29 protein-coding genes are annotated in these 25777 nt (G+C 67.4%); 14 read left to right on the forward strand and 15 right to left on the reverse strand.

The genetic code is table 11. From position 1 onward, the window contains the following. Positions 1–39 precede the first annotated feature (39 nt). Positions 40–807, forward strand: a complete 768-nt coding sequence (locus E4P24_RS15425; protein WP_004064399.1) for an IclR family transcriptional regulator — start codon at positions 40–42, stop codon at positions 805–807. 611 nt (positions 808–1418) lie between these two features. Here E4P24_RS15425 and E4P24_RS15430 read toward each other — a convergent pair. From E4P24_RS15430 to E4P24_RS15445, 4 genes are all read right to left on the reverse strand, one after another. Beyond that, positions 1419–2300 (reverse strand): enoyl-CoA hydratase/isomerase family protein, encoded by an 882-nt coding sequence (locus E4P24_RS15430; protein WP_004040876.1) that lies wholly within the window; start codon positions 2298–2300, stop codon positions 1419–1421. Further along, complete coding sequence (locus tag E4P24_RS15435; protein ID WP_115803750.1) at positions 2297–3181, reverse strand: 3-hydroxyacyl-CoA dehydrogenase family protein; 885 nt, start codon at positions 3179–3181, stop codon at positions 2297–2299. The genes E4P24_RS15430 and E4P24_RS15435 overlap by 4 nt, the downstream gene beginning before the upstream one ends. Before the next feature lie 86 nt (positions 3182–3267). Then, entirely contained in the window at positions 3268–4836 is a 1569-nt protein-coding gene (locus E4P24_RS15440; protein ID WP_188148728.1) for a zinc ribbon domain-containing protein, read from the reverse strand. Beyond that, positions 4833–5996: a thiolase domain-containing protein gene (locus E4P24_RS15445; RefSeq protein ID WP_188148729.1), complete on the reverse strand. Its 1164-nt coding sequence runs from the start codon at positions 5994–5996 to the stop codon at positions 4833–4835. Before E4P24_RS15445 ends, E4P24_RS15440 begins: the two co-directional genes overlap by 4 nt. Positions 5997–6096: 100 nt before the next feature. Here E4P24_RS15445 and paaK point away from each other — a divergent pair, with 100 nt between their 5' ends. After that, entirely contained in the window at positions 6097–7386 is a 1290-nt protein-coding gene (gene paaK, locus E4P24_RS15450) for a phenylacetate--CoA ligase PaaK (RefSeq protein WP_188148730.1), read from the forward strand. Between the two features lie 9 nt (positions 7387–7395). Here paaK and E4P24_RS15455 read toward each other — a convergent pair whose 3' ends face one another. Beyond that, positions 7396–7806 (reverse strand): PaaI family thioesterase, encoded by a 411-nt coding sequence (locus E4P24_RS15455; protein WP_188148731.1) that lies wholly within the window; start codon positions 7804–7806, stop codon positions 7396–7398. Between the two features lie 96 nt (positions 7807–7902). Between E4P24_RS15455 and E4P24_RS15460 the strand changes: the two genes are divergently transcribed. Continuing rightward, positions 7903–8373: a MaoC/PaaZ C-terminal domain-containing protein gene (locus E4P24_RS15460; protein WP_004040870.1), complete on the forward strand. Its 471-nt coding sequence runs from the start codon at positions 7903–7905 to the stop codon at positions 8371–8373. 22 nt (positions 8374–8395) lie between these two features. On the opposite strand, the gene E4P24_RS15465 is transcribed toward E4P24_RS15460, so the two are convergent. Further along, positions 8396–8920 carry a VOC family protein gene (locus tag E4P24_RS15465; RefSeq protein WP_115803746.1) on the reverse strand — a complete coding sequence of 175 codons (525 nt, stop codon included), beginning with the start codon at positions 8918–8920 and terminating at the stop codon, positions 8396–8398. 55 nt (positions 8921–8975) lie between these two features. On the opposite strand from E4P24_RS15465, the gene E4P24_RS15470 reads away from it, so the two are divergent. From E4P24_RS15470 to E4P24_RS15500, 7 genes are all read left to right on the forward strand, one after another. Next, positions 8976–9980, forward strand: a complete 1005-nt coding sequence (locus tag E4P24_RS15470) for an LLM class flavin-dependent oxidoreductase (protein WP_115803745.1) — start codon at positions 8976–8978, stop codon at positions 9978–9980. Positions 9981–10159: 179 nt separating this feature from the next. Next, positions 10160–11344, forward strand: a complete 1185-nt coding sequence (locus tag E4P24_RS15475; protein WP_188148895.1) for an ABC transporter substrate-binding protein — start codon at positions 10160–10162, stop codon at positions 11342–11344. 1 nt (position 11345) lies between these two features. Then, positions 11346–13346, forward strand: a complete 2001-nt coding sequence (locus tag E4P24_RS15480; RefSeq protein WP_115803744.1) for an ABC transporter permease — start codon at positions 11346–11348, stop codon at positions 13344–13346. Next, a complete protein-coding gene (locus tag E4P24_RS15485) occupies positions 13339–14103 on the forward strand; it encodes an ABC transporter ATP-binding protein (RefSeq protein WP_004040866.1) in 765 nt (254 codons plus the stop codon). The genes E4P24_RS15480 and E4P24_RS15485 overlap by 8 nt, the downstream gene beginning before the upstream one ends. After that, a complete protein-coding gene (locus E4P24_RS15490; protein ID WP_006600957.1) occupies positions 14100–14828 on the forward strand; it encodes an ABC transporter ATP-binding protein in 729 nt (242 codons plus the stop codon). Before E4P24_RS15485 ends, E4P24_RS15490 begins: the two co-directional genes overlap by 4 nt. 79 nt (positions 14829–14907) lie before the next feature. Continuing rightward, positions 14908–15291, forward strand: coding sequence for a PaaI family thioesterase (locus E4P24_RS15495; RefSeq protein WP_004040864.1), 384 nt, complete (start codon positions 14908–14910; stop codon positions 15289–15291). A 68-nt stretch (positions 15292–15359) separates the two neighbouring features. Then, on the forward strand, positions 15360–16811 hold the full coding sequence (locus E4P24_RS15500; protein ID WP_188148732.1) for an aldehyde dehydrogenase: 1452 nt from the start codon (positions 15360–15362) through the stop codon (positions 16809–16811). Positions 16812–16973: 162 nt separating this feature from the next. Here the strand turns inward: E4P24_RS15500 and paaE are convergent, their stop codons facing one another. Genes paaE through paaA form a run of 5 tightly spaced genes read right to left on the reverse strand, consistent with a single transcriptional unit; the run spans position 16974 to position 19672 of the window. Next, positions 16974–17141 (reverse strand): 1,2-phenylacetyl-CoA epoxidase subunit PaaE, encoded by a 168-nt coding sequence (paaE, locus tag E4P24_RS15505; protein WP_004040862.1) that lies wholly within the window; start codon positions 17139–17141, stop codon positions 16974–16976. Positions 17142–17144: 3 nt separating this feature from the next. Then, on the reverse strand, positions 17145–17588 hold the full coding sequence (gene paaD, locus E4P24_RS15510; protein WP_115803742.1) for a 1,2-phenylacetyl-CoA epoxidase subunit PaaD: 444 nt from the start codon (positions 17586–17588) through the stop codon (positions 17145–17147). Further along, complete coding sequence (gene paaC, locus E4P24_RS15515; RefSeq protein ID WP_115803741.1) at positions 17581–18399, reverse strand: 1,2-phenylacetyl-CoA epoxidase subunit PaaC; 819 nt, start codon at positions 18397–18399, stop codon at positions 17581–17583. Before paaC ends, paaD begins: the two co-directional genes overlap by 8 nt. Before the next feature lie 2 nt (positions 18400–18401). Further along, positions 18402–18722 carry a 1,2-phenylacetyl-CoA epoxidase subunit PaaB gene (paaB, locus tag E4P24_RS15520; protein WP_004040859.1) on the reverse strand — a complete coding sequence of 107 codons (321 nt, stop codon included), beginning with the start codon at positions 18720–18722 and terminating at the stop codon, positions 18402–18404. Between the two features lie 5 nt (positions 18723–18727). Continuing rightward, positions 18728–19672, reverse strand: a complete 945-nt coding sequence (gene paaA, locus E4P24_RS15525) for a 1,2-phenylacetyl-CoA epoxidase subunit PaaA (RefSeq protein ID WP_004040858.1) — start codon at positions 19670–19672, stop codon at positions 18728–18730. Positions 19673–19763: 91 nt separating this feature from the next. On the opposite strand from paaA, the gene E4P24_RS15530 reads away from it, so the two are divergent. After that, the gene (locus E4P24_RS15530; protein ID WP_115803739.1) at positions 19764–20402 is read left to right on the forward strand and encodes a helix-turn-helix domain-containing protein; all 639 of its coding nucleotides are present in this window, start codon (positions 19764–19766) and stop codon (positions 20400–20402) included. A gap of 80 nt (positions 20403–20482) precedes the next feature. After that, a complete protein-coding gene (locus E4P24_RS15535; RefSeq protein ID WP_004064433.1) occupies positions 20483–21247 on the forward strand; it encodes an enoyl-CoA hydratase/isomerase family protein in 765 nt (254 codons plus the stop codon). 1 nt (position 21248) lies between these two features. On the opposite strand, the gene E4P24_RS15540 is transcribed toward E4P24_RS15535, so the two are convergent. The 3 genes from E4P24_RS15540 to E4P24_RS15550 form a co-directional block, all read right to left on the reverse strand. Beyond that, a complete protein-coding gene (locus tag E4P24_RS15540; RefSeq protein WP_188148907.1) occupies positions 21249–21734 on the reverse strand; it encodes a hypothetical protein in 486 nt (161 codons plus the stop codon). 107 nt (positions 21735–21841) lie between these two features. Then, positions 21842–22714 (reverse strand): amidohydrolase family protein, encoded by an 873-nt coding sequence (locus E4P24_RS15545; RefSeq protein ID WP_188148733.1) that lies wholly within the window; start codon positions 22712–22714, stop codon positions 21842–21844. A gap of 511 nt (positions 22715–23225) precedes the next feature. Further along, on the reverse strand, positions 23226–23831 hold the full coding sequence (locus E4P24_RS15550) for a bifunctional 2-polyprenyl-6-hydroxyphenol methylase/3-demethylubiquinol 3-O-methyltransferase UbiG (RefSeq protein WP_008611552.1): 606 nt from the start codon (positions 23829–23831) through the stop codon (positions 23226–23228). Between the two features lie 87 nt (positions 23832–23918). Here E4P24_RS15550 and E4P24_RS15555 point away from each other — a divergent pair, with 87 nt between their 5' ends. Beyond that, on the forward strand, positions 23919–24320 hold the full coding sequence (locus tag E4P24_RS15555) for a rhodanese-like domain-containing protein (protein WP_115803736.1): 402 nt from the start codon (positions 23919–23921) through the stop codon (positions 24318–24320). Between the two features lie 109 nt (positions 24321–24429). Continuing rightward, positions 24430–24897, forward strand: coding sequence for a peptidylprolyl isomerase (locus E4P24_RS15560; RefSeq protein ID WP_004064439.1), 468 nt, complete (start codon positions 24430–24432; stop codon positions 24895–24897). A 51-nt stretch (positions 24898–24948) separates the two neighbouring features. Here the strand turns inward: E4P24_RS15560 and E4P24_RS15565 are convergent, their stop codons facing one another. Next, positions 24949–25725, reverse strand: a complete 777-nt coding sequence (locus E4P24_RS15565; protein ID WP_188148734.1) for a hypothetical protein — start codon at positions 25723–25725, stop codon at positions 24949–24951. Positions 25726–25777: the final 52 nt, after the last annotated feature.

Consider the following 25777-nt stretch of genomic DNA (forward strand, 5'->3'; position numbering starts at 1 on the left):
CGAACAAGATTTATCACGAACGAACACCGAAGATAGGTGATGACAGACGACGAACAGCGCCGACCGGTGACGACGGCCGCCACGTCGCTCGGTATCCTCGAACAGCTCAAATCGGGGGGACCGATGGGGCCGACGGGGCTCGCCTCGGAGCTCGGATTGGCCAAGAGCACGGTCCACCGGCATCTGAAGACGCTCGAACGCGAGGGGTTCGTCGTCCCCGACGACGACGGCTACCGGGTCGGCCTTCGGCTCCTCGACTTCGGCATCTACGCGCGCGACCAGCACCAACTGTACGAGGTGGCCAAGCCGAAACTGGACGAACTCGCCGAGCAGACCGGCGAGAAAGTGTGGTGCGTCACAGAAGAGCAGGGCCGCGGGTTTCACCTCTACGGCGCGGCCGGCGCGCACTCGGTGCGGACGCCAGCGCGGGAGGGGACGCGCTCGTACCTCCACCAACTCGCCGCCGGCAAGGCCATCCTGTCGGCGTTCCCGGACGAGCGCGTCCGCGACATCGTCGACCGACACGGCCTCCCGGCGAAGACGCCGCAGACGATAACCGACCCCGACGCGCTCTTCGAGGAGCTGGCGACGATTCGCGAGCGCGGGTTCGCGCTCAATCGCGAGGAAATCGTCCCGAAACTCCACGCCGTCGGCGTCGCCGTCACCGACAACGAGGGCCGTCCCGTCGGAGCGATAAGCATCTCGGGGCCCTCGAACCGGCTTCGGGGCGACCGACTGACCGGCGACCTTGCGGACCTCCTCCTCGGCGCGGCCAACGAGGTCGAAATCAACCTCAACTTCTCCTGACCCGGTGTCTCGTCCCGCCGGCGAACCGAAGCTGCGGAACGGTTCGAACTGTTCGAACTCATTCAGCGAGTACTCTCCCGTTCGAAGCCGGAGAATCACGCTTTCGAGGAGCTGAGACGACGATTCGGTTGCGACGATTACTGTTCGAACCACTCGAACATAATGTGGTTATATTCCTATTATACTATTGTAGATTAACGCGGCGGGGCGCGAGAAATTACAGAATTACACCTGTCACGGATTGTGGCGTGGGAGACGAACCGTCCGTCTGCTGCCCTGTGGACCGGACACGTCGTCGCTGGGCTTCGTTCGCCCCGAAACCGTCGTTTATCCGTAATTCGAGATTCGGTGTTCGGTTCGGGCGCGAGCCGGCCTCGATAGCGACTGCCGACGCGGCGGCGTCGCTCGATTACGGCCTCGCGTTCGAAAGGGCGGAACGGCCGCTCCTCTGCTGCTGCGCCCCCGATTTCGGACTCGCTCGCGGGCGGGCCGCTCCCGGTGTCGTGTTCACGGCGTGAAACTAGCGCTCGTGTCTGCGCTGCGAGTTCTCGCCGGACGGTCGCGGCGGTTTCGAAGCCGTTCGAGTAGTTCGAACGGCGTGGTTGAGGAGTCTATCGCTCGCGCTCGTGCCATTCGGGTTCGCGGTCCTCGAAGAACGCGTCGATACCCTCGTCCTTGTCTGGCGACCCGAACAGTTGGGCGAACAGCTCCGCCTCGTACTCGATGCCCTGTTCGAGGTCTGTCCGCGAGGCGGCCTTGACCGCTTTCTTGGCGAACTCCAGGGCCACGGGGCTCTTCGTCGCCATCAGCTCTGCGAGTTCGTACACCCGCTCGTCGAAGGTCTCGTCGCCGTGGACCTCCTCCACGAGGCCGATGTCCGCGGCCTCCTCGGCGGAGATGAGCTCGCCCGTCAGGACGAGTCGCATGGCGTGTCCCTCGCCGACGAGACGCGCGAGTCGCTGGGTGCCGCCCCCGCCGGGCATGATGCCGAGATTGATTTCGGGTTGGCCGAGTTTCGACCGCTCGTGGGCGATGCGAACGTCGCAGGCCTGCATCAGTTCGCAGCCGCCGCCGAGGGCGTGGCCGTTCACGCGGGCGATGACCGGCTGTCGGAGGTCGTCGACGCGTTCGTACACTCGCGGTCGCTTGCTCGCCTCGCGCTGTTCGAGCATATCGCGCTCGCGGAGCTCCGTTACGTCCGCGCCGGCGACGAACGCCTTCGCCTCGTCGGAGCCGGTGAGGACGACGACGCGGGCGCTGCTCGCTTCGATGGCGTCGAGGACGCGCTTGAGTTCAGCCCGGAGCGTCGCGTTGAGCGCGTTCCGCGCGTCGGGGCGGTTCAGCGTCACGGTGACGACGCCTTCGACGCGGTCGTCGACGACGGCGTCGACCGTCTCGCACTCGGCGGCGACCGACTCGACGGTCGATTCCCCTCCGTCGGTGCGGAGGTCGTCTGTCTGCGAGTCATCGGCGCTCGGCTCGTCACCGCTCATCGGTCCATCACGTCCTCGGACGCGCCGACGATTTCGCCGTCCTCCCAGACGTAGAAGCCCTCACCGGTCTTCTTGCCGAGCTTGCCGGCGCGGACCTTTCGCTTGAGAATCTGCGGCGGGCGGAAGCGCTCGCCCAGTTCCTCGCGTAGGTATTCGAGGATGTCGAGGCGAACGTCGAGGCCGACCGCGTCTCCGAGTTCGAGCGGCCCCATCGGGTGGTTGTACCCGAGCTCCATCGCGGTGTCGACGTCCGCGGGCGACGCGACGCCCTCCTGCACCATGCGCATGGCTTCGACGCCGAGGGCGACGCCGAGCCGCGAGGAGGCGAAGCCGGGCGAGTCACCGACCTCGACGGCGGTCTTGTCGATGCCTTCGACGAACTCGGTGGCGAACGCCAGCGTCGATTCGCTCGTCTGTTCCGCGACGACGACCTCGACGAGCCCCATGATGTGGACCGGGTTGAAGAAGTGGAGTCCGAGGCCGCGCTCCGGACGTTCGAGGGCGCTCAGTATCTCGGTCACGGAGAGCGACGACGTGTTCGACGCGATGACGGCGTCGTCGTCGACGAGGGATTCGACCTCCGCGACCGTCTCGCGCTTGAGTTCCATGTCTTCGGGAACCGCCTCGACGACGAGGTCGGCGTCGGTGACGGCCGCCTCCAGAGAGGTCGTCCCCGAGAGCCGGTCGAGCGTCGCCGCCATCTCGTCGGGCGTCACCTTGTCGCGGTCGACGCCGCCCCGGAGGTTCGACTCGATGGCGTCCAGTCCGTCGTCGACGTACGCCGCTTCGATGTCACGCATCGTCACCTCGTGACCGGCCATCGCGGCCACCTGCGCGATGCCGTGACCCATGGTTCCCGCGCCGAGTACACTCACTTGCATCACCGAAAGGGGTTCGGGAACCATCATAATCGTTTGCCCTCGTTTCGGTGTCGATGACCCGGTTCTGCTCCCGCGCCCCCGACCGATTACTCCCGCCGCGCCTCGGCCGGGACGACCTTGAAGCCGTACCTGACGACGCCCTCCTGCTCGTAGATGCGGCGCGGGACGGCCTCGACGCGGTCGCCGATTGCGGGCGTTCCGGCGGGCGAGTGGACGACCTGTGCGGGCGCGCTCACGGTTCGCTCGTCGGTCTCGCCGCCCTCGCCGCCCGGCCCGTCGAAGGCGACGACGGCGACCGGGAACGACCCGGCCCGCTGCTGTTGCTCGACGAACTCCGGCGGCGCGCCCCCCTGTCCGATGGCGGTCGCGGCCTCGACGGTTCCCGTTCCGGGCAGCGTCACGTCGTCGTAGCCCGCGAGCGACCCGCAGTCGGGACACGCCCCTTCCGGCGGGAACGAGAGCGCCCCGCACTCGGCGCACTCGCCGGCGACGAGGCGGTGTCGCTGCGGAATCGTCCGCTTCCACGTCGGCACGCTGACGTACGCACCGCCGCCAGCCGGCTCCCCGCCGGTGATGGTCCCGCGCCGCCGGAGCGCCTCCGCGTACGAGAGCTCCACGTCGCCGTCGAGGACCGCCTCGACCGGGACGACGGAACTGGCGGCGGCGTTGGTGTCTGTCGCCTCTGTGCTGAGCGCGAGCGCGGTCGCCCCCGCGCCGCCGCCGTAGCCGACGAGGAGTACCGAGGTCGCGGGGGACCGGCCGCCCGACTCGTCGGCTCCCGCGTCGCCCGCGGAGTCGAGCGCCGACGCGAGTCCGAGAACCGGTCCGGCGGCCCCGGCGTCACCGGTTCGCGAGACGACGGTCCCGGCCGCGATTCGCGCCGGTTCGACGTCGAGCGCGTTGGCCGCGCGGTACGGGAGTTTCCCGTCCGGCGTGGTGAGGGCCACGGCGTCGGGGTCCAGTTCGGCCGTGTCGATGCCGAGGGCCTCGACCGCCCCGACGACCGCCCGCGTGTAGGCGTCGCGTTCGTACTGCGTGACGCCGATGGACTCCGTCTCGGCGCTCCCGAACCCTCGGAACCGCGTACCGGGTGCGGGGTCACCGAACTCGCCCACGGCGTCGACGACGAGCGGTCCGTCTTCGGCGAGGACGAGCGCGGTCGCCCCCGTCCCGGCACCGGCCGCCTCGTCGCTTTCGGGCGCTCCTCGCGGGCTGTCGGTGACGACGACGAGCCTCGGACTGCTCGCGCCGTCACCCACGTTCTGTGTCGCCTCGACCGTCGCCGCCAGCGCCACCGCGCCGGCGCGGGTACTCCCGCCGAACTGCCGGGTCGGAACCGACGGGTCGACGCCGAGGAGCGAGGCCAGCCGGACCGCGATTTCCTCCTCGTCGTTCGGCGGCGTCGTGGTCGCAAGGGCGAGGTGGTCGATGTCGCCGGCGTCAACCCCGGCCGCGCGGAGTGCGCGCCGGCCCGCCTCGGTCGCCATCGTCAGTGTGTCTTCGTCGGCGTCGGCGACGGCGACCCGGTCGACGCCCGGTGCGCCGCCGTTGTCCCACGCCTCGCGGTAGGCCGACGCGGGGAGGTACAGCCGAGGAACGTACGCGCCGACCCCGGCGATTCCGAGGGTCGTCCGAGTCGGGTCGTCGGCGCTCATAGCGCGCCCCCTTCGAGGACGTGGACGACGGCGGCACCGCCCGACCCGCCGACGTTGTGGGTGAGGCCGACGCTCGCGCCCGCGACTTGCCGGTCACCGGCCCGCCCGGTGAGTTGTTTGAACGCCTCGACGACCTGCCCCGCGCCCGTCGCGCCGATGGGGTGGCCCTTCGATTTCAGGCCGCCGGAGGGGTTGACGGGCAGGTCGCCGCCGAGTTCGGTCGCCCCCGAGTCGACCAGTTCGGGCGCGTGTCCGCGCTCGCAGAAGCCGAGGTCCTCGTACGCCAGCAGTTCGGCGATGGCGAAGCAGTCGTGGACCTCCGCGAAGTCCACGTCGTCGGGGTCGAGACCGGCCATCTCGTAGGCGGCCGCGGCGGCCCGCTCGGACGATTCGACGGCGGTGTAGCTGTCGCGCTGGAAGAGGCCGACGCGCTCGGAGGCGGCACCCACGCCCGCGACGCGGACCGCGTCGTCGCACGCGTTGGCAACGCCCTCGCTGGCGACGAGAACCGCGGCCGCGCCGTCGGAGGTCGGACAGCAGTGATAGAGATTCAGCGGGTCGGCCACGACGGGCGCGCTCCGCGCGTCGTCGAGCGAGCACTCGAAGCCGAGGTGCGCCTTCGGGTTCTTCGCGCCGTTCGCGTGGTTCTTCACCGCGACCTTCGAGAAGTGGTCCGGCGAGGCGTCGTAGGCGTCGAGGTACGCCGAGGCCATCTGGGCGTAGACGCCCGCGAACGTCGTCCCGGTGAGCCGCTCCCACTCCGTCTCGCCGCTGACGCCGAGCCAGTACTTCGCCACGTCGCCGCTCGTGTCGGTCATGACCTCGTAGCCCCCCGCGAGGGCCACGTCCGCCATCCCGCTTTTGACCGCCTGCACCGCCTGTCTGACCGCGTAGCCGCTCGCGGCGCAGGCGTTTTCGATTCGGGAACAAGGGACGCCGTGGAGGCCGACGTGCTCCGTCACGGCCGGTCCCGATAAGCCGAGTTGCCGACCGCCGACGCCCAGCGACCCGACGACGGCCTCGTCGATATCGGCCGCATCGACGCCGCCGGCGCTCCCCAGCGCCTCCTCGAACGCGGTCGCGAACAGCGACCGATAGCTCTCGTCCGGAAACGCGCCGTACTTCGATTGGCCCGCTCCGACGATGTATGCGTCTCGCATGATAGTCGATTACGTATCCCTCGCGAAATAGGTTCGCCCCGCAGTGCGGTCGGGCGACCGCATCATTTTTATCATATTCTATCATCGGGTTCAAACGTATATGGTATTCGATAGCACGGAGACCGCCTCGCGGGAGGAACTCCGCGAGGTGCAGGACGGTCGCCTGCGGGAGACGGTTCGGAACGCGTACGAGAACGTCGAGTTCTACCGCGAGACGTTCGACGCGGCCGGACTCTCGCCCGCTGACATCGAGAGCGTCGAAGACCTGTCGAAACTACCGTTCACGACGAAGGAGGACTTCCGCGACCACTACCCCACGGGGATGTTCGCGGCCGACATGGACGACGTGATTCGCGTCCACGCGTCGTCGGGCACGACCGGCAAGCCCAAAATCGTCGGCTACACCCGCGAGGACCTCGACGTGTGGAGCAAGGCCGTCGCGCGGTGTCTCGTCGCGGCCGGCGTCGGTTCGGACGACGTGGTCCAGAACGCCTACGGCTACGGTCTGTTCACCGGCGGTCTCGGCCTCCACCAGGGCGTCGAGGAACTCGGCGCGACGGTCATCCCCATCGGCGGCGGCAACACCCAAAGACAGGTGGAACTGCTCTCCGACCTCGGAAGCGACGTCATCGCGTGTACCCCGTCGTACGCGCTCTATCTCGCCGAGGTCGCAGACGACATGGGAATCGACATCCGCGACCTGCCGCTTCGGACGGTCATCTTCGGCGCGGAGCCCTGCACCGAACCGATGCGAAACGAAATCGAAGAGCGACTCGGCGTGACCGGCATCGACATCTACGGCCTCTCGGAAATCGTCGGCCCCGGCGTCTCCGTCGAGTGCGAAGCGCAGGACGGCCTGCACATCTGGGAGGACTACTTCTACCCCGAGGTGGTCGACCCGAACACGGGCGACCCCGTCGAGGAGGGCGAGGAGGGCGAACTCGTGTTGACGACCCTCGCGAAGGACGCGCTGCCTGTCCTCCGGTATCGGACGGGCGACCTGACCACGCTGGACTACGACACCTGCGAGTGCGGCCGAACCTGCGTCCGCATGGACAACATCACGGGCCGGTCGGACGACCTGATAATCGTCCGCGGCGTGAACTTCTACCCGAGCGAGGTCGAGTCGGTCGTCCTCGAGTTCGACGAAATCGCGCCGCACTACCGCATCGACCTCCGCCGCGAGGGGAGCCTCGACCGGGTCGAAATCACGGTCGAACTGGTCGAGGAGTTCGACGGGTCGCTGTCGGACCTCGAAGGGCGGATTCAAAAGCGGCTCTCGAACGTGCTCTCGTTTACGCCCGACAAACTGCACCTCGTCGAGTACGGCGACATCGCGCGCACCGAGGTCGGAAAGGTCCAGCGCGTCTACGACCACCGCGGCCAGTAACGCGCGTCGTCAGCGACCGCCGGGCTTGTAGACGCGCCCCCGAAAGGTCGCGATTCGCTCGCCGTCCCCGCCGGAGACGACGACCTCGTACTCCGCGGTCCGTCCCCCGAGGTGCGTCTCCCGGGCGACCGCGCGGAGCGTCTCGCCCACCTCGGCGGCCGCGAGGTACGAGATGTTCGTCTCCAGCGCGAACGCGGCGTCGCCGTGGCTGTTCGAGGCGGCCGCGAAGGCCGCGTCCGCGAGGCTGTACACCGCGCCCCCGTGGGGCGTCCCGTGGAAGTTCAGGTGGTCTTCGGCCACGGTCAGCGTCGTCTCCGCGTACCCGTCATCGACCTCGGCGAGGTCGATGCCGACGCGCCCGCAGTAGGGGTCGTTCGAGGCGCGCTCCCGTATCTCCGCGTAGTCGTCTTGCTCCGACATGCGACCACACGTCGTCCTGCGCTCCCCAAGTAGCCACCGACTGTCAGGAAAGATAGGTATGTAAACTACTTTATCTGATGGCGGTGACGGTGAGGTATGGCATACAGCTACGAACCGCACTACTTCGAGGACTTCGAGGAGGGCAAGGAGTTCCAGAGCGTCGGTCGCACCGTCACCGAGGCGGACTTCATGATGCACTCCGCGCTGTCGGGCGACTGGACCGAACTCCACACGAACAGCGAGTACGCGGAAGACACCCAGTTCGGCCAGCGAATCGCCCACGGGCCGATGACGTTCGTCCAGTCGACCGGCTTCGTGTACCGGTCGGGCATCGTCGAGCGCACCGCCATCGCCTTCCTCGGGATGAACTACATGGACCTGCCGAACCCGGTGTTCATCGGTGACACGCTCTCGCAGACGATGGTCGTCTCGGAGCGGAAGGACCTCGGGAGCCGCGACGACGCCGGCTTGGTCGTCCTCGAAATCGAGATGACGAAGCAGGACGGCACGGTCGTCCTCGAAGGCGACATGAAGTTCCTCATCAAGACGAAGTCGGCCGCGGAGTAAGGCGGCTCCCCGACCCGGAGACTCACGAATCTAACCGCTCGCCGCGGACGAACAACGCGTCGTCGGCCCCCTTCTCGCCGTAGTCGTCGTGGTACTCCATCAACTGAAAGAGCGCGCCGGTCGGGTTTCGCGGCGAGACGAACGCCTCGGTCCAGCCGTCTTCCACCGCGTACCCCACGACACGCTCGCCCGCGGCGTCGAGGGCGGCGACCATCGCGTCGACGTCCGACACCTCCAGCGTGACGTGGTGGAGGCCGGGGCCGTGCTCGTCGAGGAAGGTCGTCAGAAACGACTCCCCGTCGACGGGCGCGACGAGTTCGATTCTGGAGGCGTCGCCGAGGACGTAGGTCGCCCACTCGAACGAGCCGTCCGCGACCGTCTCGCGGTGGACGCGCTCGCAGCCGAGCGCGCACAGCGTCGGCTCGGCGGCCTCGACGTCCTCGACGGCGATTCCCACGTGGTCGACGCGCGCGGCCGGCGGCGCTGGCTCCGTCGCGGTCGCGGTCGCAGTCGTCGAATCCGAGGGTGCCGAGTCGTCGGGACTCATCTCCGACGAACTCGGTGTTCCTAACTATTAATAGCTAAGGTACGAACTCAGAGTCATGAAACTCGGGACGGGACTGTTCACCTGCCAGCGGCGGCCGGACGACGACCGGGCGATGGCCGACCTGTACGACGAGATGCTGACGCTCGGGCGGGAGATAGACGACGCGGGCCTCGACAGCGCGTGGGTGTCCGAACACCACTTCATGCCGGACGGCTACCTCTCGGGGACGATGCCCGCGCTCGGGGCGCTCGGGGCGGCGACCGAGTCGGTCGAACTCGGGACGTGTATCGCGCTCGCGCCGCTGTACGACCCGATTCGGCTCGCGGAGGACGCGGCGACGGTCGACCTCATCTCGGGCGGGCGAACGACGCTCGGCCTCGCAATCGGCTCGAACCCCCGCGAGTTCGACGCCTTCGGCGTTCCGCGAGACGAGCGCGTCGACCGCCTCGCCGACGCCGTCTCCCTCCTCCGCGACGCGTGGTCAGACGGCCCGATAGCGCACGAGTCGCCGTTTCACGAGGGTGCGACCGGTGTCGACGTGACGCCCAAACCGGCACACGACGTGCCCCTCATGCTCGGCGGCGCGGCCAAGCCCGCGGTTCGCCGGGCGGCCCGGACGGCGGACGCGTGGTGCGCGCCGTCGTCGCTCTCCCTCGACGGCGTGCGCAAGCGCGTCGAGGACATCCGGAGCGTCCGGGAGGCCGAGGGACTCGACGGTGAGTTCACGATATACGTCCTCCAACACGGTTTCGTCGGCGACTCGAAGGCCGAGGCGTGGGACGCGATGAGAGACGGCTACCTCTACCTCCAGCGCCGGTACGCCGAGATATTCTCCGGCGACGAGGTTCCCGAACTGTCCGACGAGCGCCGGGCGGAGCTCAAAGCACAGGCCATCTTCGGCACGCCCGACGACGTGGTCGCGGAGCTCGACCGCTACCGCGGCGCGCTCGGCGACGACATCCACTTCATCTTCCGCACCTACCACCCCGGCATCGGCACCGACCGGATGGTCGAGTCCGTCCGCCGACTCGGCGACGAGGTCCGACCGCGACTCGCCTGAGGGACCGAACCGGGGGCTCAGGGCCGAACGCGACGTTCTCGTCGTCGGCATAACGCAAACATTTAAACGTGAAGTTTTTCATGTTACATGTGAACATACACACCATGAGAGACGATTGTTCAGCGGACAGCGGCGCACGGCCGCGTCCGTCGCGGCGACGGTTCGTACAGGCGGCTGGGTTGGCGGGCGTGACCGGGCTGACGGGCGTCGCCGGCTGTCTCGGCGGCGGCGGGGGCGGCGGGTCGAACGCCATCACCTACGGGGTGATTAGCCCGATGACCGGCCCGTACGGCGGTCTCGCGGTCGGCCAGCGGAACGGGGCCGAGTTGGCGATACGGCACGTCAACGAGAACGCGGACATCGACGTGGAGATAACGGGCGTCTACGAGGACACCGAGGCGGACCCCTCGACCGGCCGGCGGAAGGCGCAGTCCGTCGTCGAACAGGACGGGGCGTCGTATCTCATGGGCGCGATATCGTCCAGCGTCGCGCTCGCGCTCAACGAGTTCGCGGCCGAAGAGGAGATTATCTACAACCCCGGCGGGGCCGCGGTTCCCATCACGGGGTCGAACTGCAACGAGTGGGTGTTCCGCGCCGAGACGAACACGGCGCAGATGGCCGAAGCCGTCTCCGACTACACCGCCGAGAACCTCGGCACCAAGGTGTGGTTCCACATCGCAGACTACGCCTACGGCGAGTCGGTGATGCAGCGCGTCGAGCGCCGCATGCGCGACGGCCACGACATCGAAGTCGTCGGCCGGAGCCGCTCGCAGCTCGGCTCGACCAACTACAACTCCTACGTCAGCCAAATCGCCAACTCCGACGCCGAGGTGGCCGTTCTCGGCATGACCGGCGGCGACCTCATCAACTTCGTCAAGCAGGCGGCGAGTCAGGGGCTCAAAGAGAGCGTGAACCTCATGTCGCCGACGATGACGTTCTCGGTCGTCCGCGGCGCGCTCGGCGAGGCCGCCTACGGCACCTACGGCGGGGTCCGCTACCTGCCGACGCTCGAAACGGGCGACAACCAGTCGTTCGTCGAGGCCTACCGGAGCGAGTACGACTCCCTGCCGGACAACTTCGCGCGGGCCGCGTACATGTCCGTTCGGATGACCGCGCGGGGCATCGCGGAGGCCGGGTCGACCGCCCCCGCGGAGCTCAAGGAGGTGCTCCCGGGCCTCGAAATGGACACGATTCTCGGGGCGAACCAGTTCCGCGACTGCGACCACCAGGCGACGAACCCGGTGTGGCCGGGCGAACTCGTCGCGCCGGACGGCGGGAGCGGTCCCGCGACCGTCGAACTCGGCGGGATGATAGCCGGGGCGGACGCGCTCCCCGACTGCGGCGAACTCGGCTGCTCGCTCTAGCATGTCGGTCGCTAGTGCCGTCGCCGAGCAGGTCCTCAACGGGCTCGTCGTCGGGATGGTGTACGTCCTGCTCGCTGCCGGGCTCTCCATCATCTTCGGCGTCATGGACGTCATCAACTTCGCCCACGGCGAGCTGTTCGCCCTCGGCGCGTACTTCGCGTTCGCCATCGCCGGCCCCCTCGGCGGCGCGGGCTTCTGGGTCGCGCTCGTCGTCGCGCCCCTCCTCGTCGGCGTCGTCGGGATGGGTATCGAGCGGCTCACCGTCAAGCGGCTGTACGGCCGCGACCCGCTGTACCACATCCTCCTGACGTTCGGACTCGTCCTCATCGTCAACGACCTCATCACGTCGGTGTGGGGCAAGTCCGCCCAGCCGTTTCCGATCCCCTCGATTCTCGACCAGCCGGTCGCGCTGTTCGGGTTCAACTACTCGCTGTACAACTACGGCATCATCGTCTTCGGGTCGGCGCTGGCGCTCGGCACGTGGCTCCTGTTGAACCGCACCCGCTTCGGGATGATAATCCGCGCCGGCTCCGAGGACCGCGAGATGGTCCGCACCCTCGGCATCGACATCGACCGCTACTACACCCTGACGTTCGGGTTCGGCGCGGCGCTCGCCGGCGTCGCCGGCATCGTCCTCGGCGCGTACCAGAACGTCAGCCCGACGATGGGAAGTTCGGTCATCATCCCGGCGTTCGTCATCGTCGTTCTCGGCGGCCTCGGGTCGTTCCGCGGGGCCGTGGTCGGCGGTCTGTTCGTCGGTCTCGTCCAGACGTTCGCCCGGACGTACGCGCCGTTCCTGGAGGGACTCATCGTCTTCCTGCTCATGATTGCCGTGCTCGTCGTCAAGCCGACGGGGCTGTTCGGCACGAGCGTCGGCGCGGGCGACCACCACGACGGCGCGCTCCTCCACGGCTCCGGCGGCGGCGTGCTGTCCGCGGCGACCCGCGCGAAACTCGGCTACGCCGGCGTCGGCGCGCTCCTCGTCGTCCCGCTTCTCGCGGAGGTGACCGGCGTCACCTACTCCGTGACGCTCCTCGAAGACATCCTCATCTGGGCGCTGTTCGCGCTCAGCCTCGACCTCGTGCTCGGCTACGCGGGCCTCGTCTCGCTCGGTCACACGCTGTTTTACGGGGTCGGCGCGTACGCCTCGGTTCTCACGCTCATGCACCTCTCGCCGTCGGTGTTCGTCGCGCTCGCCGTCGCCGTCGCCGTCTGCGCGGCCATCGCGTGGGGCGTCGGCTACCTCTCGATACGCGTGTCCGGGGTGTTCTTCGCCATGATAACTCTCGGGTTCGCGGAGCTGTTCTACAACGCCGTGTTCAAGTTCGACTTCACCGGCGGCTCCGACGGCCTGTTCGGCGTCGACGCGTTCTACGGTCTCGCCGGCCTCGGCGTCGACCCCGGCGAGTTCGCGGTCCCCCTGGGTCCGTTCGTCCTCGACGGCGGCGTCGTCCAGTACTACTTCCTCCTCGCCGTCGTGGTCGGGTCGTACCTGCTGGCCCGCCGCCTCATCCGCGCGCCGTTCGGCTCGGTGTTGCAGTCCATCCGCGAGAGCGAAGAGCGCGCCTCGTTCATCGGCTACGACGTAACCGCCTACAAGCGCCGCGCCTTCGTCGTCTCCGGCGGCCTCGCGGGGCTCGCCGGCGGGCTGTTCGCCGCCAACAACGGCTACGTCGCGCCGTCGTTCCTCCACTGGATAAACTCGGGCGAGGTCATCGTGATGACCGTCCTCGGCGGCATGGGAACGCTCTACGGGCCGATGCTCGGCGCGGGCGTCTTCGTCGCCGCGGAGGACGTGCTCTCGTCGTACATCGACCAGTGGCAGCTCGTCATCGGCGTGCTGTTCGTCCTGTTCGTCATCTTCGTGCCGCGGGGGCTCGTGTCGCTCCCGCGGACGGTGGCGGACCACCCGCTTTTCGAATCGGCCGTCGGCGGCCGGTTCCGCGACCGCGTCGGCGAACAGGCCGGCGTCACCGACCCGGAGGTAGACCGCCGTGAGTGACCCGATACTGCGGACCGAGAACCTGACGAAGGAGTTCGGAAAGCTCGTCGCCGTCGACGACGTGACCCTCGACGTGGAACGCGGCGAGTTCCGGAGCCTCATCGGCCCGAACGGGGCCGGCAAGACGACCACGTTCAACCTCCTGACCGGCGCGCTCCGGCCGACCCGCGGCACCGTGACGTTCAACGGCGAGAACGTGACCGCGCTCCCGCCGCACGAGCGCGTGCGCCGCGGCCTCGGCCGGTCGTTCCAAATCACGAACGTCTTCTCGGGGCTCACGGTCCGCGAGAACGTCCGCCTCGCCGCGCAGGCGGCCCGCGAAGGCGGCTTCACGCCGGTCGAAGCGTACCTCCGGCGAAGCGACGCCTTCGACGACGTGAACGAGCACACCGACCGCGTGCTCGACCGCTCCGGTCTCTTGGGCCGCGGCGACGAACCCGCGGACGTGCTCGCCTACGGCGACAAGCGCCGGCTCGAAATCGCCATCGTGCTCGCCACCGACCCCGACATGGTGCTTCTGGACGAGCCGACCGCCGGCATGAGCGCCGAGGAGACGCGGGCCACGATGGACCTCATCGACGAGGTGCTGTCGGACCGGACGCTCCTGCTCATCGAACACGACATCGACCTCGTGATGCGGGTGTCCGACCGCATCACGGTCCTCCACCGCGGCGAGGTACTGGCCGAGGGGACGCCCGCGGCCGTCTCGGAGGACCCGGAGGTCCGCGAGGCCTACTTCGGGGGTGTCGAGACGTGAGCGACGACCCGCTCTTGTCCGTCCGCGGACTCGTCTCGGGCTACGGGTCGACCCGCGTCCTGCAAGGCATCGACCTCGACGTGCCTCGCGGGTCGGTCGTCACGCTCATCGGGCGCAACGGCGTCGGCAAGACGACGACGCTCCGGAGCATCCTCGGGAACGTCCCGCCGTCCGAGGGGACTATCACCTTCGACGGGGCGGACATCACGACGCTGTCGCCGGAGAAGACCGCCCGCGAGGGCATCGCACTCGTCCCCGAGGAGCGCCGCGTCTTCCCCGGCCTGACCGTCTCCGAGAACGTCGAAATCGGCCGCATCGGCGGTCGTCGAGACGCCGAAAAACCGACCGTCGACGCCATCGTCGACGAGTTCGAGAACCTCGCGCGCCACCGGAACAGCCGGGGTGCGAACCTCTCGGGCGGCGAACAGCAGATGCTCGCCATCGCCCGAGCGCTCGTCTCCGCGCCGGACCTCCTGTTGCTCGACGAACCGACCGAAGGGCTCGCGCCCGCCGTCGTCAAGCAGGTCCAGCGAAAAATCGAGGAACTGAACGACGACGGCGCGACCATCCTCCTGGTCGAACAGAACGTACAGGTCGCCCTCGACGCCGCGGACTACGTCTACATCCTCGACAAGGGCCGGGTCGTCCACGAGGGCCCCGCCGACGAGGTCGCGGCCGCCGACGAGGTGCTCGACCGGTACCTCGGCGTCTCGATGGCCGACTGACGGCCCTCGGCGTCTCGTCGGCCGCCCGGCCGGGGCCGACCGACGAAACGAACTTAACGGACCTGTGCGAACTAGTGGCATGGACATCGAGGAGTTCTTCGAGAGCATGCCGTTCGCGCGGCTGTTGGGCGTCGAAGTCACCGAGGTCGCAGACGGGCACGCGGAGGGTCGCGTCGAGATGCGCGAGGAACTGTCGTGGAACGCCGACCGGGTGATGGCCCACGGCGGCGTGACGTTCACCCTCGCGGACACGGTCGGCGGCGCGGCGCTCGTCAGCGAGGTCGACCAGCCCGTCCCGACTATCGATATGCGAATCGACTATCTCAACGCGGGGACCGGTGACCTCCGCGCCGAGGCCGACGTGGTTCGACTCGGCGGCGACGTGGGAACCGTGGACGTGGACGTGTACGCGACGGACGGGAATCACGTGGCGACCGCGAGGGGAGTCTACAAAACCGGTTGAGTTCTCCGCCCGCCGCAGAGTTAGTAATCAACAATAGTTAATATTATGCGCGAAAAGGGTATTTCGTAATGGAATACAGTGGCCCGACCGGTCTCTACATCGACGGGGACTGGGTAGCCGAGGCATCGGACGAGACCATCGAGACGCGCGACCCGGCGACCGAAGCGCCGTACGCCGAGGTCGCCCGCGCGGGCGAGGCGGACGTCGACGCCGCGGTGCGGGCGGCGAACTCGGCGGGCGCTCGCGGCGGCGAGTGGGAGACCACGAGCGCGGCCGAGCGCGGCGAGAAACTGCGCGCGATGGCCGACTTCATCGAGGCGCGGAAAGACGAGATAGCGCTCGTCGAGTCCCACGATAACGGCAAGACGCCGTTCGAGGCCGGTATGGAGGTCCAGATGGTCGTCGACACCTTCCGCTACTACGCCGGGTGGACCGACAAGGTGACCGGCGAGTACAACCCCGTCCCCGGCCGGCGCGTCAACTACACGACCCGCGAACCGCTCGGCGTCACCGGACACATCGTCCCGTGGAACTACCCGTTCCAACTCGCGGGGCGCAGTCTCGCGCCGGCGCTCGCCTGCGGCAACACGGCGGTGGTAAAGCCCTCCAGTCAGACGCCGCTTTCGGCGCTCTACTACGGCCTCGCGGCCGAGGAAGCCGGTCTCCCCGACGGCGTGGTGAACGTGGTTCCCGGAAGCGGGTCCGAGGCGGGGTCGGCGCTCGCGTCGCACCCCGACGTGGCGCACGTCACCTTCACCGGCAGCACCGACGTCGGCACGGGCGTCATGGCCGACGCCGCGGCCAACGTGACCGGGGTCACGCTCGAACTCGGCGGGAAGGGCCCCAACGTCGTCTTCCCCGACGCCGACCTCGACGCCGCCGCCAAGGGCGTCCACTACGGCATCTTCATGAACGCCGGCCAGATGTGCTGGGCCGGGTCGCGCCTGCTCGTCCACGAGGAGGTGGCCGACGACCTCGTCGAGCGCATCGTCGCGCGCGCCGAGTCGACCCCGCTCGGCTCCGGCATCGACGACGACGGCCGGATGGGGCCGGTCGTCAGCGAGTCCCACCGCGAGGACGTGTTGGAGTACATTTCCCTCGGCGTCGAGGAGGGCGCGACCGTCGCCTGCGGCGGGGGCGTCCCCGAGGACAAGGACACCGGCTACTTCGTGGAGCCGACGGTTCTCACCGACGTGACGAACGACATGACCGTGGCCCGCGAGGAGATATTCGGCCCGGTCCTCGTCGTCACCGAGTTCTCGGACCGAACGGAGGCGATCGAACTCGCCAACGACTCGCCGTACGGGCTTCTCGCCGGGGTCTGGACCGAGGGGCTCTCTCGCGCCCACGGCGTCGCCGACGCGCTCGACTACGGGATGGTCAGCGTCAACGAGTACCCGGTCACGTTTCCGCAGACGCCCTTCGGCGGCACGAAACAGAGCGGTCACGGCCGCGAGCAGGGAGCCGAGGCCGTCCGCGAGTTCACACAGGCGAAGAACGTGAACCTCAACCTCGGCTGATTCGCCCGCGAATTCGGCTCGCAATTCGCTGAACGGCTCGGCCCTCTCCCCGCACTCCGCTGCACGCTCCTGCCCTCGACCCGCCGTCCCCGGAGTGACCGCCTCGGCGCTCCGCGGACGCCGTTCGAAAAAAACCGCTCTTCTCCGGTCGCTCCGCCGACGTTATTCGAACCGCTGGAACGGCTCTTGACAGTCGTTACAGAAGTGCATCGACCGGCACAGTCCCGGCCCTTTCGGGTGCTCGCGGACGGTGTTCGTGCCACCGCAGTACGGGCACTCCGCGCCCGATGTCTCGCCCGTCGTCTCGGTGCTTGGGTCGAAGCGGCGCATCGCTCACACCCCCAGCCCGAACTCGCGGAGGGCTTCGCGGCCCGCCTCGGTCACCATGTCGACGGTCCACTCCGGCGTGAACCGGAGCCGTACGGACGCCTCGTCGACGCCGGCCGCCAGAATCGCGCACTGCACGTCGTTTTCGAGGTAGTCGCGCGCCGGACAGCCGGTGTACGTCAGCGTCATCTCGACGATACCGAGCGTCTTCGTCTCGCCGTCTTCGCCCTCTCGCTCGACGACCCGAACGTCGTAGATGAGGCCGAGGTCGACGATGCTCACCGGCATCTCGGGGTCCTCGATTTCGTAGAGGGCGTCCCAGATGTCGGCTTCGACGCCCGTGGCTCCGACGCCCGTCTTCGGGAAGCCCTCGGGGACCTCGCCGTCGACGTACTCCGTGTAGCCGCAGGCGGTCGCGTCGGCCCCGTCGTCGGCGCTCACGTCAGACACGCTCCCTGCCGATTCGCGCTGGTTCGGGCGCTTCGAGCTCCTCGTACGTCCGTCGGAACTCCGCGGCCAGTTCGTCCCAGTGGTCGGTGTGGGTGCCGTCGCGGCCGCGGGCGCTCGGGCGCTCGACCTCGTCGGGTTCGGGCACGTCGAGCCCGAGCGATTCGAGGTACGGAATGACCGTCTCCAGCCACTCGATGCGGAGGTCGGCGGTGGACATCGTCCGGAAGCCGTTGTCGACGATTGCGTCCTCGTATTCGGGCTCGACGAAAAGCGAGAGTGCGTGGGGGAACAGCCGGTCGAGCGCGTCCTGCACGCGGTCGCGGCTGTCGCCCTCGGCGAGGCGGTCGAGCCAGCTCTGGGCGTTTTCGAGGTGGTAGCGCTCCTCGCTCAGCACCTTGCCGACGCGGTCGGAGAGCGGCGCGTAGCTGGTGTCGACGAGCGCGTCGAGGCGCAGGCGCTCGGCGGCGTCGTAGAGGTAGCTCCGAAGGACCACGTCGGCCCAGTCGCCCTCCGCGAACGGGAGTTCGACCAGCGTGGCGTGTCTGAACTCGTCGGCGGGGCGCTCCCAGATGAGTTCCGCCTCGGTGTGGCCGAGTTCTTCGAGCAGGTCGTACCACAGGCGGGCGTGGCCGAATTCGTCCTGTGCGACGTTCGCCAACGCGAGGTCGGACTCCAGCGTCGGCGCGTAAATCTGCCACTCGATGAGGCGCTCGCCGTGGACGTACTCGTCGTCCGCGAGGCGGAACAGCAGCTCTTCGAGCGCGGCGCGCTGTTCGGCGTCGAGGTCTTCGGGATTGAGGGCGTCGGGCATGGTTAGCTGTCCGCCTCGAGCGATTTCTCCACGTCGGCCTGCTCGGCCTCGCTTTCGGCGACTTCCGGCGCGGCCGGTTCGATGTCCGTGTACGAGGTGGCCCAGCGGTAGGTCTTGTCGGTCGTCCCGCCGAAGCTCGTCTCGTCGGCGTCGATTTCACCGATTTCGTCGTGCGGAACGACCCACAGGCTGTGGGTCTTCATCCGTCGGCCGTGCTGGACGGCCGCGAACTGGAGCGCCAACTCGCGGTCCGGCGCGTGGACGTTGCCGCAGTGTTTGTGGTACGCTCCCGGTTTGTCCTGTCTGAACACTTCCCAAATCATGGTTCTCAGTCCGCCGCCTGCGGGGTTTCGGCCCCCGACGCGCCCTCCCAACTGTGCATCGATTCGCGCACCCACTCGACCGCCGCCTGCGCCTTTGCGCGGGAGTTAATCTGCTCGTGGCTCCCGTCCGAGGCGTTCTTGGCGATGGTCCAGAACTCGTCCCAGTTCAGGTCGTCCTCGTTGACGTGGTAGGTGTCGAGTTCCTCGTCGTACTCGATGCGCGGGTACTCGGGGACGACGAGGCCGTACTTCTCCGCTTTCGGGACGTAGGTGTCGAGGAAGGTGTCGCGAAGTTCGTCGTTGGACTTCGTCTTCAGGCCGACCTCCTGCGCGAAGTCGTTGTGGACGGACTTGTCGTTGGTCGGGCCGAAGAACTGGATGATGCGCGGCCACCACGTCTCGAAGGCGGCCTGCGTCTTCTCTTGGGTCGCCTTCGACCCGTTCATCAACTCGGAGAGGATGGATTCGCCGTGTTTGACGTGGAAGCCCTCCTCGAAGCACACTTTGTCCATCGCGTGGGCGTACGGCGTCCACGACGTGTTCTTGAGCGTCGCCTGCCGGTGCATGGCCGCGCCGTCGACGAAGAACGCTATCATCGGCACCTCGTGCCACGACTCCATCGGGTAGTGGAAGCAGTTGAGGAACTTGCCGTCGCCGCGGGCGAGTTCGTCCAGCATCTCGTCGCGCGTCTTGATGCCGAGGGACTCGGCGGCGCGGTAGAGCAGTTGCGCGTGGCCGATTTCGTCCTGCACCTTCGCCGAGAACGCCAGCTTTCGGTCGATGCTCGGCGCTTGCCGGATGAACGGCTTTTCGAGGTACCCGCCCATCACCTCGCTGTTCGCGTGGAACTGAATCATCCGCGTCGCGGCCTTGCGGTACTCCTCCGGCATGTCGTCTTTCGGAGCGAACTGCCGCGGGCCCGCCCGTTCTTTGACGGTTTCGAGGTCCATTGGTCTATCAGGAACTATCATCTATAACTACTTACGAATTGACCCGTCCATGGCCTGCCTTTTTATATCACTGTCGCGTACCCACACGCAGATGATAGCGGAGTGCTTGGTGGCCGAGTTTCGCATCGACGGCGACGACTGCCCGCTGGCACGGGCGACCGACGCGGTCCCCGTCGCGGTCGACGCGAACGCGCCGCAACTCCGCGCCGACGGCAACGTCCTGCTTCATTTTTCGGCTCCCGCGGACGACCGGCTCCCCGAGGCCCTCGACGACGACGACGCCATCCGCTACCTCCACGTCACCCGCGGCGACGACACGTACACCTTCCGTTGTCTCTCGAAACACCCCTGCGTCGTCCACGAGCTCGTCGACGCCGGCTTCCTCGTCGAGTCGATGCGGTACGACGACGGCGGCGCGACGATGCGCGGGGCGGTCGTCGGCTACGACGTACTCCGCGGCGTGATGGAGACGGCCGGCGGCACCGTCGGTATCCAACTCCAGCGCATCTACCCGCTTCGGGCGGACGAGGAATCGCCCATCGGTCGAGCGTGGGACCTCACGCCCGCGCAGGAAGCCGCCCTCCGGGCGGCCGTCGAGATGGGGTACTTCGACCTCCCCCGGAGTATCACGGCTCGGGACGTGGCGGACGAACTCGGAATCAGCAAGTCGGCGTTCCTCGAACGGCTCCGCCGGGCGCAACAGTCGGTGTTCGGGGCGCTGCTCGCGTGAACCGGAACCGCGGCGACTCGCTCGACTCGCCCGCCGGTTCGCCGGCGAGGTTATTTACCCCGCGTCCCCGTAGCGCGGGTATGCGAGTCGACGACGCCGACGGCGTCCGGACCGTGACGTTCGATAGACCCGAGGCGAAAAACGCGTTCACCGCCGACGTGGCCCGAGAGCTCTCGGCGGCGCTCGAAGCGCTCTCTCCCGAGGCGTTCGACGCCGCGGTGATAACGGGCGACGGCGACGCCTTCAGCGCCGGCGGCGACATCCGGGCGATGGCCGAGCGCGACGAGACCGCCCGGGAGGCCTACGAGCGCGTCCGCGGCACCCTCGGCCGCGTCGCCGAGGCGATTCTCACCGCCCCGGTGCCGGTCGTCGCCCGCGTCAACGGCGACGCCGTGGGCGCGGGGACCTCCGTCGTCGCCGCCTGCGACTTCGCCTACGCCGCCCGCGACGCCCGCTTCGGCGCGTCGTTCGTCAACGTCGGACTCGTCCCCGACGCGGGCGCGACGGTGACGCTCCCTCGGTTGGTCGGCCTCCGCGCCGCGAAGGAACTCGCCTTCACCGGGAAACTCGTCTCGGCCGAGCGCGCCGCGGAACTCGACCTCGTGAACGAGGCGGTCGAGCCCGCCGACCTCGATGCCGTCGTGGGCGAGACGGTGGAGACGCTCGCCGCCCAGCCGACGGAGACGCTCGCGCTGGCGAAAGAAGCGATACACGCGAACCTCGGCCGGTCGTGGACGGACGGCCTCGAACGCGAGGCCCACGCCCAGACGCTCGCCTACGACACCGACGCCCACGAAGAGGGCGTTTCCGCGTTCTTAGAGAAACGGCGGCCGGAGTTTGAGTAGTTTAGAGGCGCTTCACGACGTAGTACAGTGATGCGACAACGGGTATGAAAAATGACGCTATTGGCCACACGACTCTGTTTGGCCGGTTGGACACCTGTTCAGCATGTTGTAACTGGGCATCAGCGAAGATTACGACCGGCGTGACCATCCACGCGAAGAGAAACACGAGTACTGCTTGGTCTCCACTTACTGCGCCGCTATTTGGACCGCCAAACGCATACATGATGCCCCAAAACTGGACACATAGACTCGCGACCACCCATTTCAATCTGCCTCCTGCGGACTCCTTTTCCGATTCAACGGGTACCGCGATTGTTCCATCGTCGTTGAGTTTGTCCGGGTCGTAATTACGCAACGTCTCTGATACGTGTGAATCGGAGCACCCCACTGCGGTTGCTATACGTGTGTTAGACCAGTTCGGGTTGTCTCTCTTTTTATAGAGAATTGCCTGTTGCTTCGCGGTAAGCTGTCGGTTCTCGTACTTCATCGCCCGTCCCAACGATACTGTATCTGAATATTGACTGTCCCAATCCCCATACGAAAACGCGTTCGGAACACATATTGAATGTTACTGAACTAGCGCATCCGACATATCTATAACTCGAGGAACCGTTCCGCGTTCTCCCAGAGGAGTTTTCGCTTCACCTCCTCGGAGGCGTCGAAGTGCTCCTCGAAGGACTCGAACCACCGCCCCGGTCGAATCATCGGGTAGTCGGTGCCGAACATCACCTTGTCCTGCAAGACGGTCTTGGCGTAGTGAAGCACCTGCTCGTCGATGTACTTCGGGAGCCACCCCGAGAGGTCCATGTAGACGTTGCCCTTCTGCTGGCAGATGGCGAGTTGCTCTTTTTCCCACGGGTACGCCGGGTGGGCGATGAGAATCTGGAGGTCCGGGTGCTCGGCGGCCACGTCGTCGATGAGCATCGGGTCGCCGTACTTGATTTTCAGGCCGCGGCCGCCGGGCGAGCACGCCCCGAGCGTGGAGTTCCCGCCGTGGAAGACGACCGGCACGCCGAGGTCCTCGATGGCGTCGAACAGCGCCCTGTGTTCGTCGTCGCTCGGGTCGAACCCCTGTGCGATTTGCTGGAACTTGAACCCCGAGAGACCGAGGTCCTCGACGCATCGGACCGCCTCCTCGACGCAGTCGTCTTTCAGCGGGTCCACGCTCCCGAAGCCGACGAAGAACTCCGGGTGCGCGTCTCTGACCTCGGCCACGTAGTCGTTCGGAACCGGCGGGTTTCCGGTGTTCGTCTCGGCGTCCCACCCGAGGAGCACCGCCCGCCCGACGTTGTGCTCGCGGTACTCGGCTATCATCTCCTCGTAGCTCCACGTCTCCATCTCCGCGCCGAACCTGTTCGCCGCGTCTTGCATCATCTCCCCGCCGGCGTCTTCGAGGAACTCCGCGGTCGGCTGATGGGCGTGCGTGTCGATGATGCGCGGCTCGTCGAGCCAATCCAACACGGTCATTCGTGTATGACCGTCTCCGAGCGATAAAAATTGAACGGACGGAGCCGACCGAATGATGGCGCGGCGGCGTTGGCGTACCGCCACGGGGGGCGATTCGACGCGCAACCCAATCAGTCACCGGCCAATCCGGTTAGGGTCGCTGCTCAGTCCCGCCCCGACTCGAAGAAGCTTTCCTCGTAGGAACCCGGCTGTGATACTGGTTCACTGCGGTGCCGATACGGCTGGCGAGGGGAGAGTAATTTAATATACGATTTCTATCATATTGCGGACAAAGAGTTGGAGTCGAAGCCCGGATTCGTTTTGACAACTCATGTCAATAAAATTTCAAACTCCCAAACGTTGTAACTCTACTCTGGGTTGTCTTCTAAGACACATTAGATACGTCTCTCACCCGGATTTATGTGGGAAATCTCTGTCTAAATGATTTAGAAACAACATACAGTTTTCCTCGTCATCTCGGTACAACTGCGGATTCTCCCCAAATCACGCTGCACACCTTTTCTCAGAATTATTACTTATAAACTCTGCTCCGCGGGTACGACTGCGCCCCACCCCGCGTGTTCCGCGCGATAATCGTCGCCGTCGCGGACTGCCGGTCGTCGCGCGGTTCGGTCGATTCGTCGTAGTACAGCACCGTGAGGTCGAGGCAGGCGCGGAGCAGTTCGTTCGAGTCGAAGCGGTATCTGTCGGTGCTCGGCCCCACCGTCGCGGGCGGGTCGGCCCGCAGGTGGTGCTGGTAGAACAGGACGCCGCCGGGCTTCAGCGCCGCCTTGATGTCGGCGAGGCGGTCCAGCGTCCGGAAGTAGCTGATGGTGACGAGGTCGTACGTCGACTCGGGGAACTCGTAGGTCGTCGCGTCGGCCCGAATCGTCTCCACGCGGTCGGTGAATCCGCGGGCCCGGGCGCGCTCGTCGATGATGCTCAACCCCTCGCTCGACTGGTCGAGCGCGTCGACTCGGTAGCCGTTTGCGGCGAGAAACAGCGCGTTACGGCCGCTGCCGGCCGCCACGTCGAGCGCGCGGCCGTCTGGCAGTTCGTCGAGGTACGCCCGCAGCACCGGCGACGGCTCCGGGTCGGTCGGATACGTTCCGGTCCGGTAGCGTTCGTCCCACTCCATACGGGCGCTACGCGGACCGCCGTGTTCAAGCTACGGCGTCGGTCTCGGCGGGTGGGACGCGGAAGCGCCAGCGACGTGGAGAGACCTGTGCCCACGATTCGTCCCGACGAGCTTGACGCCCGCCTCGACGACGGGGACGACCTGTTCATCCTCGATATCCGACCGGCGTCGAACTACCGGCGCGGCGCAATCGACGGGAGTCACGTGAGCGACGCGAACGGACCCGCCGGGAGCCGAAACGTCCCCGTCTACGACGACCTCCGGTCGGGCGACGACGCCTCGCTTCGAGGTCGGCTAGACGAGATTCCGCGGGACTGCGACGTGGTCGTCGTCTGCAAGATGGGCATCGTCGCCAAGCGGGCGACGAGTCTCCTCCGCGAGGAGGGGTACGACGCGGTGACGCTCGCGGGCGGGATGAGCGGGTGGAACGGCTACCAGCGCGGGTCGCTGGGCTACAAACTCCGGTCGCTCGTCTGGCGACTGTTCTGAGGCGCTCCGGTGGCGCGCCGAGAGTACGAGCGCGCCTCGTTCTGACAACCAGATTACATACTCGTCGGCAGTGCGGTCACTTATCCGTCTCCGGCAGCGAGTACGGGGTATGACGATTGAAACCGGCGACTCCGTTTCGCTCGAATACGTCGGAACGCTCCCTGACGGCACGGTTTTCGACACGTCGCGTCAGGACGTGGCCGAGGCAGAGGGTCTCGCGGAGGCCCAGCCCGACCGCGACTACGAGCCGCTCGCGGTCGAGGTCGGCGCGGGAACCGTCATCGAGGGACTCGACGAGGCGCTCGTCGGCATGTCCGTCGGCGACGAGGAGAGCATCGAAATCCCGCCGGAGAAGGCCTACGGCGAGTACGACGAGGACCTCGTCCGCGAGCACGAGACCGAACAGCTCCGCGAAGTGCTCGGTGACGAGCCCGAGGAGGGCCTGTACGTCCAGACCCAGCAGGGCGGCCTCGGCGAAATCGTCCACGCCGACGACGACGTGGTCCGCATCGACTTCAACCACGAACTCGCGGGCGAGACGCTCGTCTTCGACGTCGAAATCCTCGACGCGAACTGAACTGACCTGAACCGCGCCGCAGTCTCGCGGTTCGACCCCGCTTTTCTCTCGCTACTCGCGCCACCACGCGATAGCGTACACCGCGCCCCCGACGAGAATCAGGACCGCGCCGACGCCCGCGACGCCGAGGCCGACGACGAACGCGGCCCCGAAGCCGAAGTCGTCGACGTGCGTGTAGGCGGTGATGCTGTAACGCGTGCCCTCTTTTTCGATGAGCGCCGGGAGGCGGTCCACGAAGGCGTCGTTCATCCGCGGCCGGTAGCCGAGGTCCCCGTCCGAGGAGTTCCGGAGGATGCTGTCGACCGTCCCCCTGGCCGCCGGCGAGAGGTTCGCGTAGCTGTACGCGCTCCGCTCGACGGTGGTGTTCGCAACACGCTGGAGCGTGGCGTTTCGCGCCGTGACGACCGAGCCGTTCTCTCGCACGCGAAGCCGGTAGTACTGCTCGCGCTCGCCGTAGGCGTCGTGGACGTACGTGTTGTTCCGCGCGATGGCGCGGAGGTCGACTTGCGCGCCGGCCGCCGTCGTCCGGGCGGTCCCGTTCCGCATCGCCGCCTCCAGCGTCCCGCGGGTCTCGTTCGGCGCGCGGTACTCGCCGGCCGAGTACCGCTGGCTCACCTGATGTACCGAAATCGAGACCGAACGGCCGTGCCGGTTGACGATGGTCTCGATGTCCGACTGGTTCGCAAGCGAGACCGTCTCGGCCCGGTACGAGTTCGAGACTTTCGGCGGCGGCGATGTCGCGTCCGCGAGCGCGGGTAGGTACACCGGCGCGGGGAGGCAGACGAGACCGACGACCGCGAGAAGGAGAGCGAGTTTCCGGAGACGCATTACCGGGAGTTCCGCCGAGTCGGGTAAGTGCTTTTTGTCGCCGTCGGGCGTC

Source organism: Haloferax sp. AS1, from assembly GCF_014530665.1.
GTDB classification, from domain to species: domain Archaea; phylum Halobacteriota; class Halobacteria; order Halobacteriales; family Haloferacaceae; genus Haloferax; species Haloferax volcanii.

What these genes read in the sequence shown, in the direction of transcription:
- E4P24_RS15425 (WP_004064399.1), top strand. Translation starts at nt 40, where the DNA reads ATGACAGACGACGAACAGCGCCGACCGGTGACGACGGCCGCCACGTCG.
- E4P24_RS15430 (WP_004040876.1), bottom strand. Translation starts at nt 2,300, where the DNA reads ATGAGCGGTGACGAGCCGAGCGCCGATGACTCGCAGACAGACGACCTC.
- E4P24_RS15435 (WP_115803750.1), bottom strand. Translation starts at nt 3,181, where the DNA reads ATGCAAGTGAGTGTACTCGGCGCGGGAACCATGGGTCACGGCATCGCG.
- E4P24_RS15440 (WP_188148728.1), bottom strand. Translation starts at nt 4,836, where the DNA reads ATGAGCGCCGACGACCCGACTCGGACGACCCTCGGAATCGCCGGGGTC.
- E4P24_RS15445 (WP_188148729.1), bottom strand. Translation starts at nt 5,996, where the DNA reads ATGCGAGACGCATACATCGTCGGAGCGGGCCAATCGAAGTACGGCGCG.
- paaK (WP_188148730.1), top strand. Translation starts at nt 6,097, where the DNA reads ATGGTATTCGATAGCACGGAGACCGCCTCGCGGGAGGAACTCCGCGAG.
- E4P24_RS15455 (WP_188148731.1), bottom strand. Translation starts at nt 7,806, where the DNA reads ATGTCGGAGCAAGACGACTACGCGGAGATACGGGAGCGCGCCTCGAAC.
- E4P24_RS15460 (WP_004040870.1), top strand. Translation starts at nt 7,903, where the DNA reads ATGGCATACAGCTACGAACCGCACTACTTCGAGGACTTCGAGGAGGGC.
- E4P24_RS15465 (WP_115803746.1), bottom strand. Translation starts at nt 8,920, where the DNA reads ATGAGTCCCGACGACTCGGCACCCTCGGATTCGACGACTGCGACCGCG.
- E4P24_RS15470 (WP_115803745.1), top strand. Translation starts at nt 8,976, where the DNA reads ATGAAACTCGGGACGGGACTGTTCACCTGCCAGCGGCGGCCGGACGAC.
- E4P24_RS15480 (WP_115803744.1), top strand. Translation starts at nt 11,346, where the DNA reads ATGTCGGTCGCTAGTGCCGTCGCCGAGCAGGTCCTCAACGGGCTCGTC.
- E4P24_RS15495 (WP_004040864.1), top strand. Translation starts at nt 14,908, where the DNA reads ATGGACATCGAGGAGTTCTTCGAGAGCATGCCGTTCGCGCGGCTGTTG.
- E4P24_RS15500 (WP_188148732.1), top strand. Translation starts at nt 15,360, where the DNA reads ATGGAATACAGTGGCCCGACCGGTCTCTACATCGACGGGGACTGGGTA.
- paaE (WP_004040862.1), bottom strand. Translation starts at nt 17,141, where the DNA reads ATGCGCCGCTTCGACCCAAGCACCGAGACGACGGGCGAGACATCGGGC.
- paaC (WP_115803741.1), bottom strand. Translation starts at nt 18,399, where the DNA reads ATGCCCGACGCCCTCAATCCCGAAGACCTCGACGCCGAACAGCGCGCC.
- paaB (WP_004040859.1), bottom strand. Translation starts at nt 18,722, where the DNA reads ATGATTTGGGAAGTGTTCAGACAGGACAAACCGGGAGCGTACCACAAA.
- paaA (WP_004040858.1), bottom strand. Translation starts at nt 19,672, where the DNA reads ATGGACCTCGAAACCGTCAAAGAACGGGCGGGCCCGCGGCAGTTCGCT.
- E4P24_RS15530 (WP_115803739.1), top strand. Translation starts at nt 19,764, where the DNA reads ATGATAGCGGAGTGCTTGGTGGCCGAGTTTCGCATCGACGGCGACGAC.
- E4P24_RS15535 (WP_004064433.1), top strand. Translation starts at nt 20,483, where the DNA reads ATGCGAGTCGACGACGCCGACGGCGTCCGGACCGTGACGTTCGATAGA.
- E4P24_RS15540 (WP_188148907.1), bottom strand. Translation starts at nt 21,734, where the DNA reads ATGAAGTACGAGAACCGACAGCTTACCGCGAAGCAACAGGCAATTCTC.
- E4P24_RS15545 (WP_188148733.1), bottom strand. Translation starts at nt 22,714, where the DNA reads ATGACCGTGTTGGATTGGCTCGACGAGCCGCGCATCATCGACACGCAC.
- E4P24_RS15550 (WP_008611552.1), bottom strand. Translation starts at nt 23,831, where the DNA reads ATGGAGTGGGACGAACGCTACCGGACCGGAACGTATCCGACCGACCCG.
- E4P24_RS15560 (WP_004064439.1), top strand. Translation starts at nt 24,430, where the DNA reads ATGACGATTGAAACCGGCGACTCCGTTTCGCTCGAATACGTCGGAACG.
- E4P24_RS15565 (WP_188148734.1), bottom strand. Translation starts at nt 25,725, where the DNA reads ATGCGTCTCCGGAAACTCGCTCTCCTTCTCGCGGTCGTCGGTCTCGTC.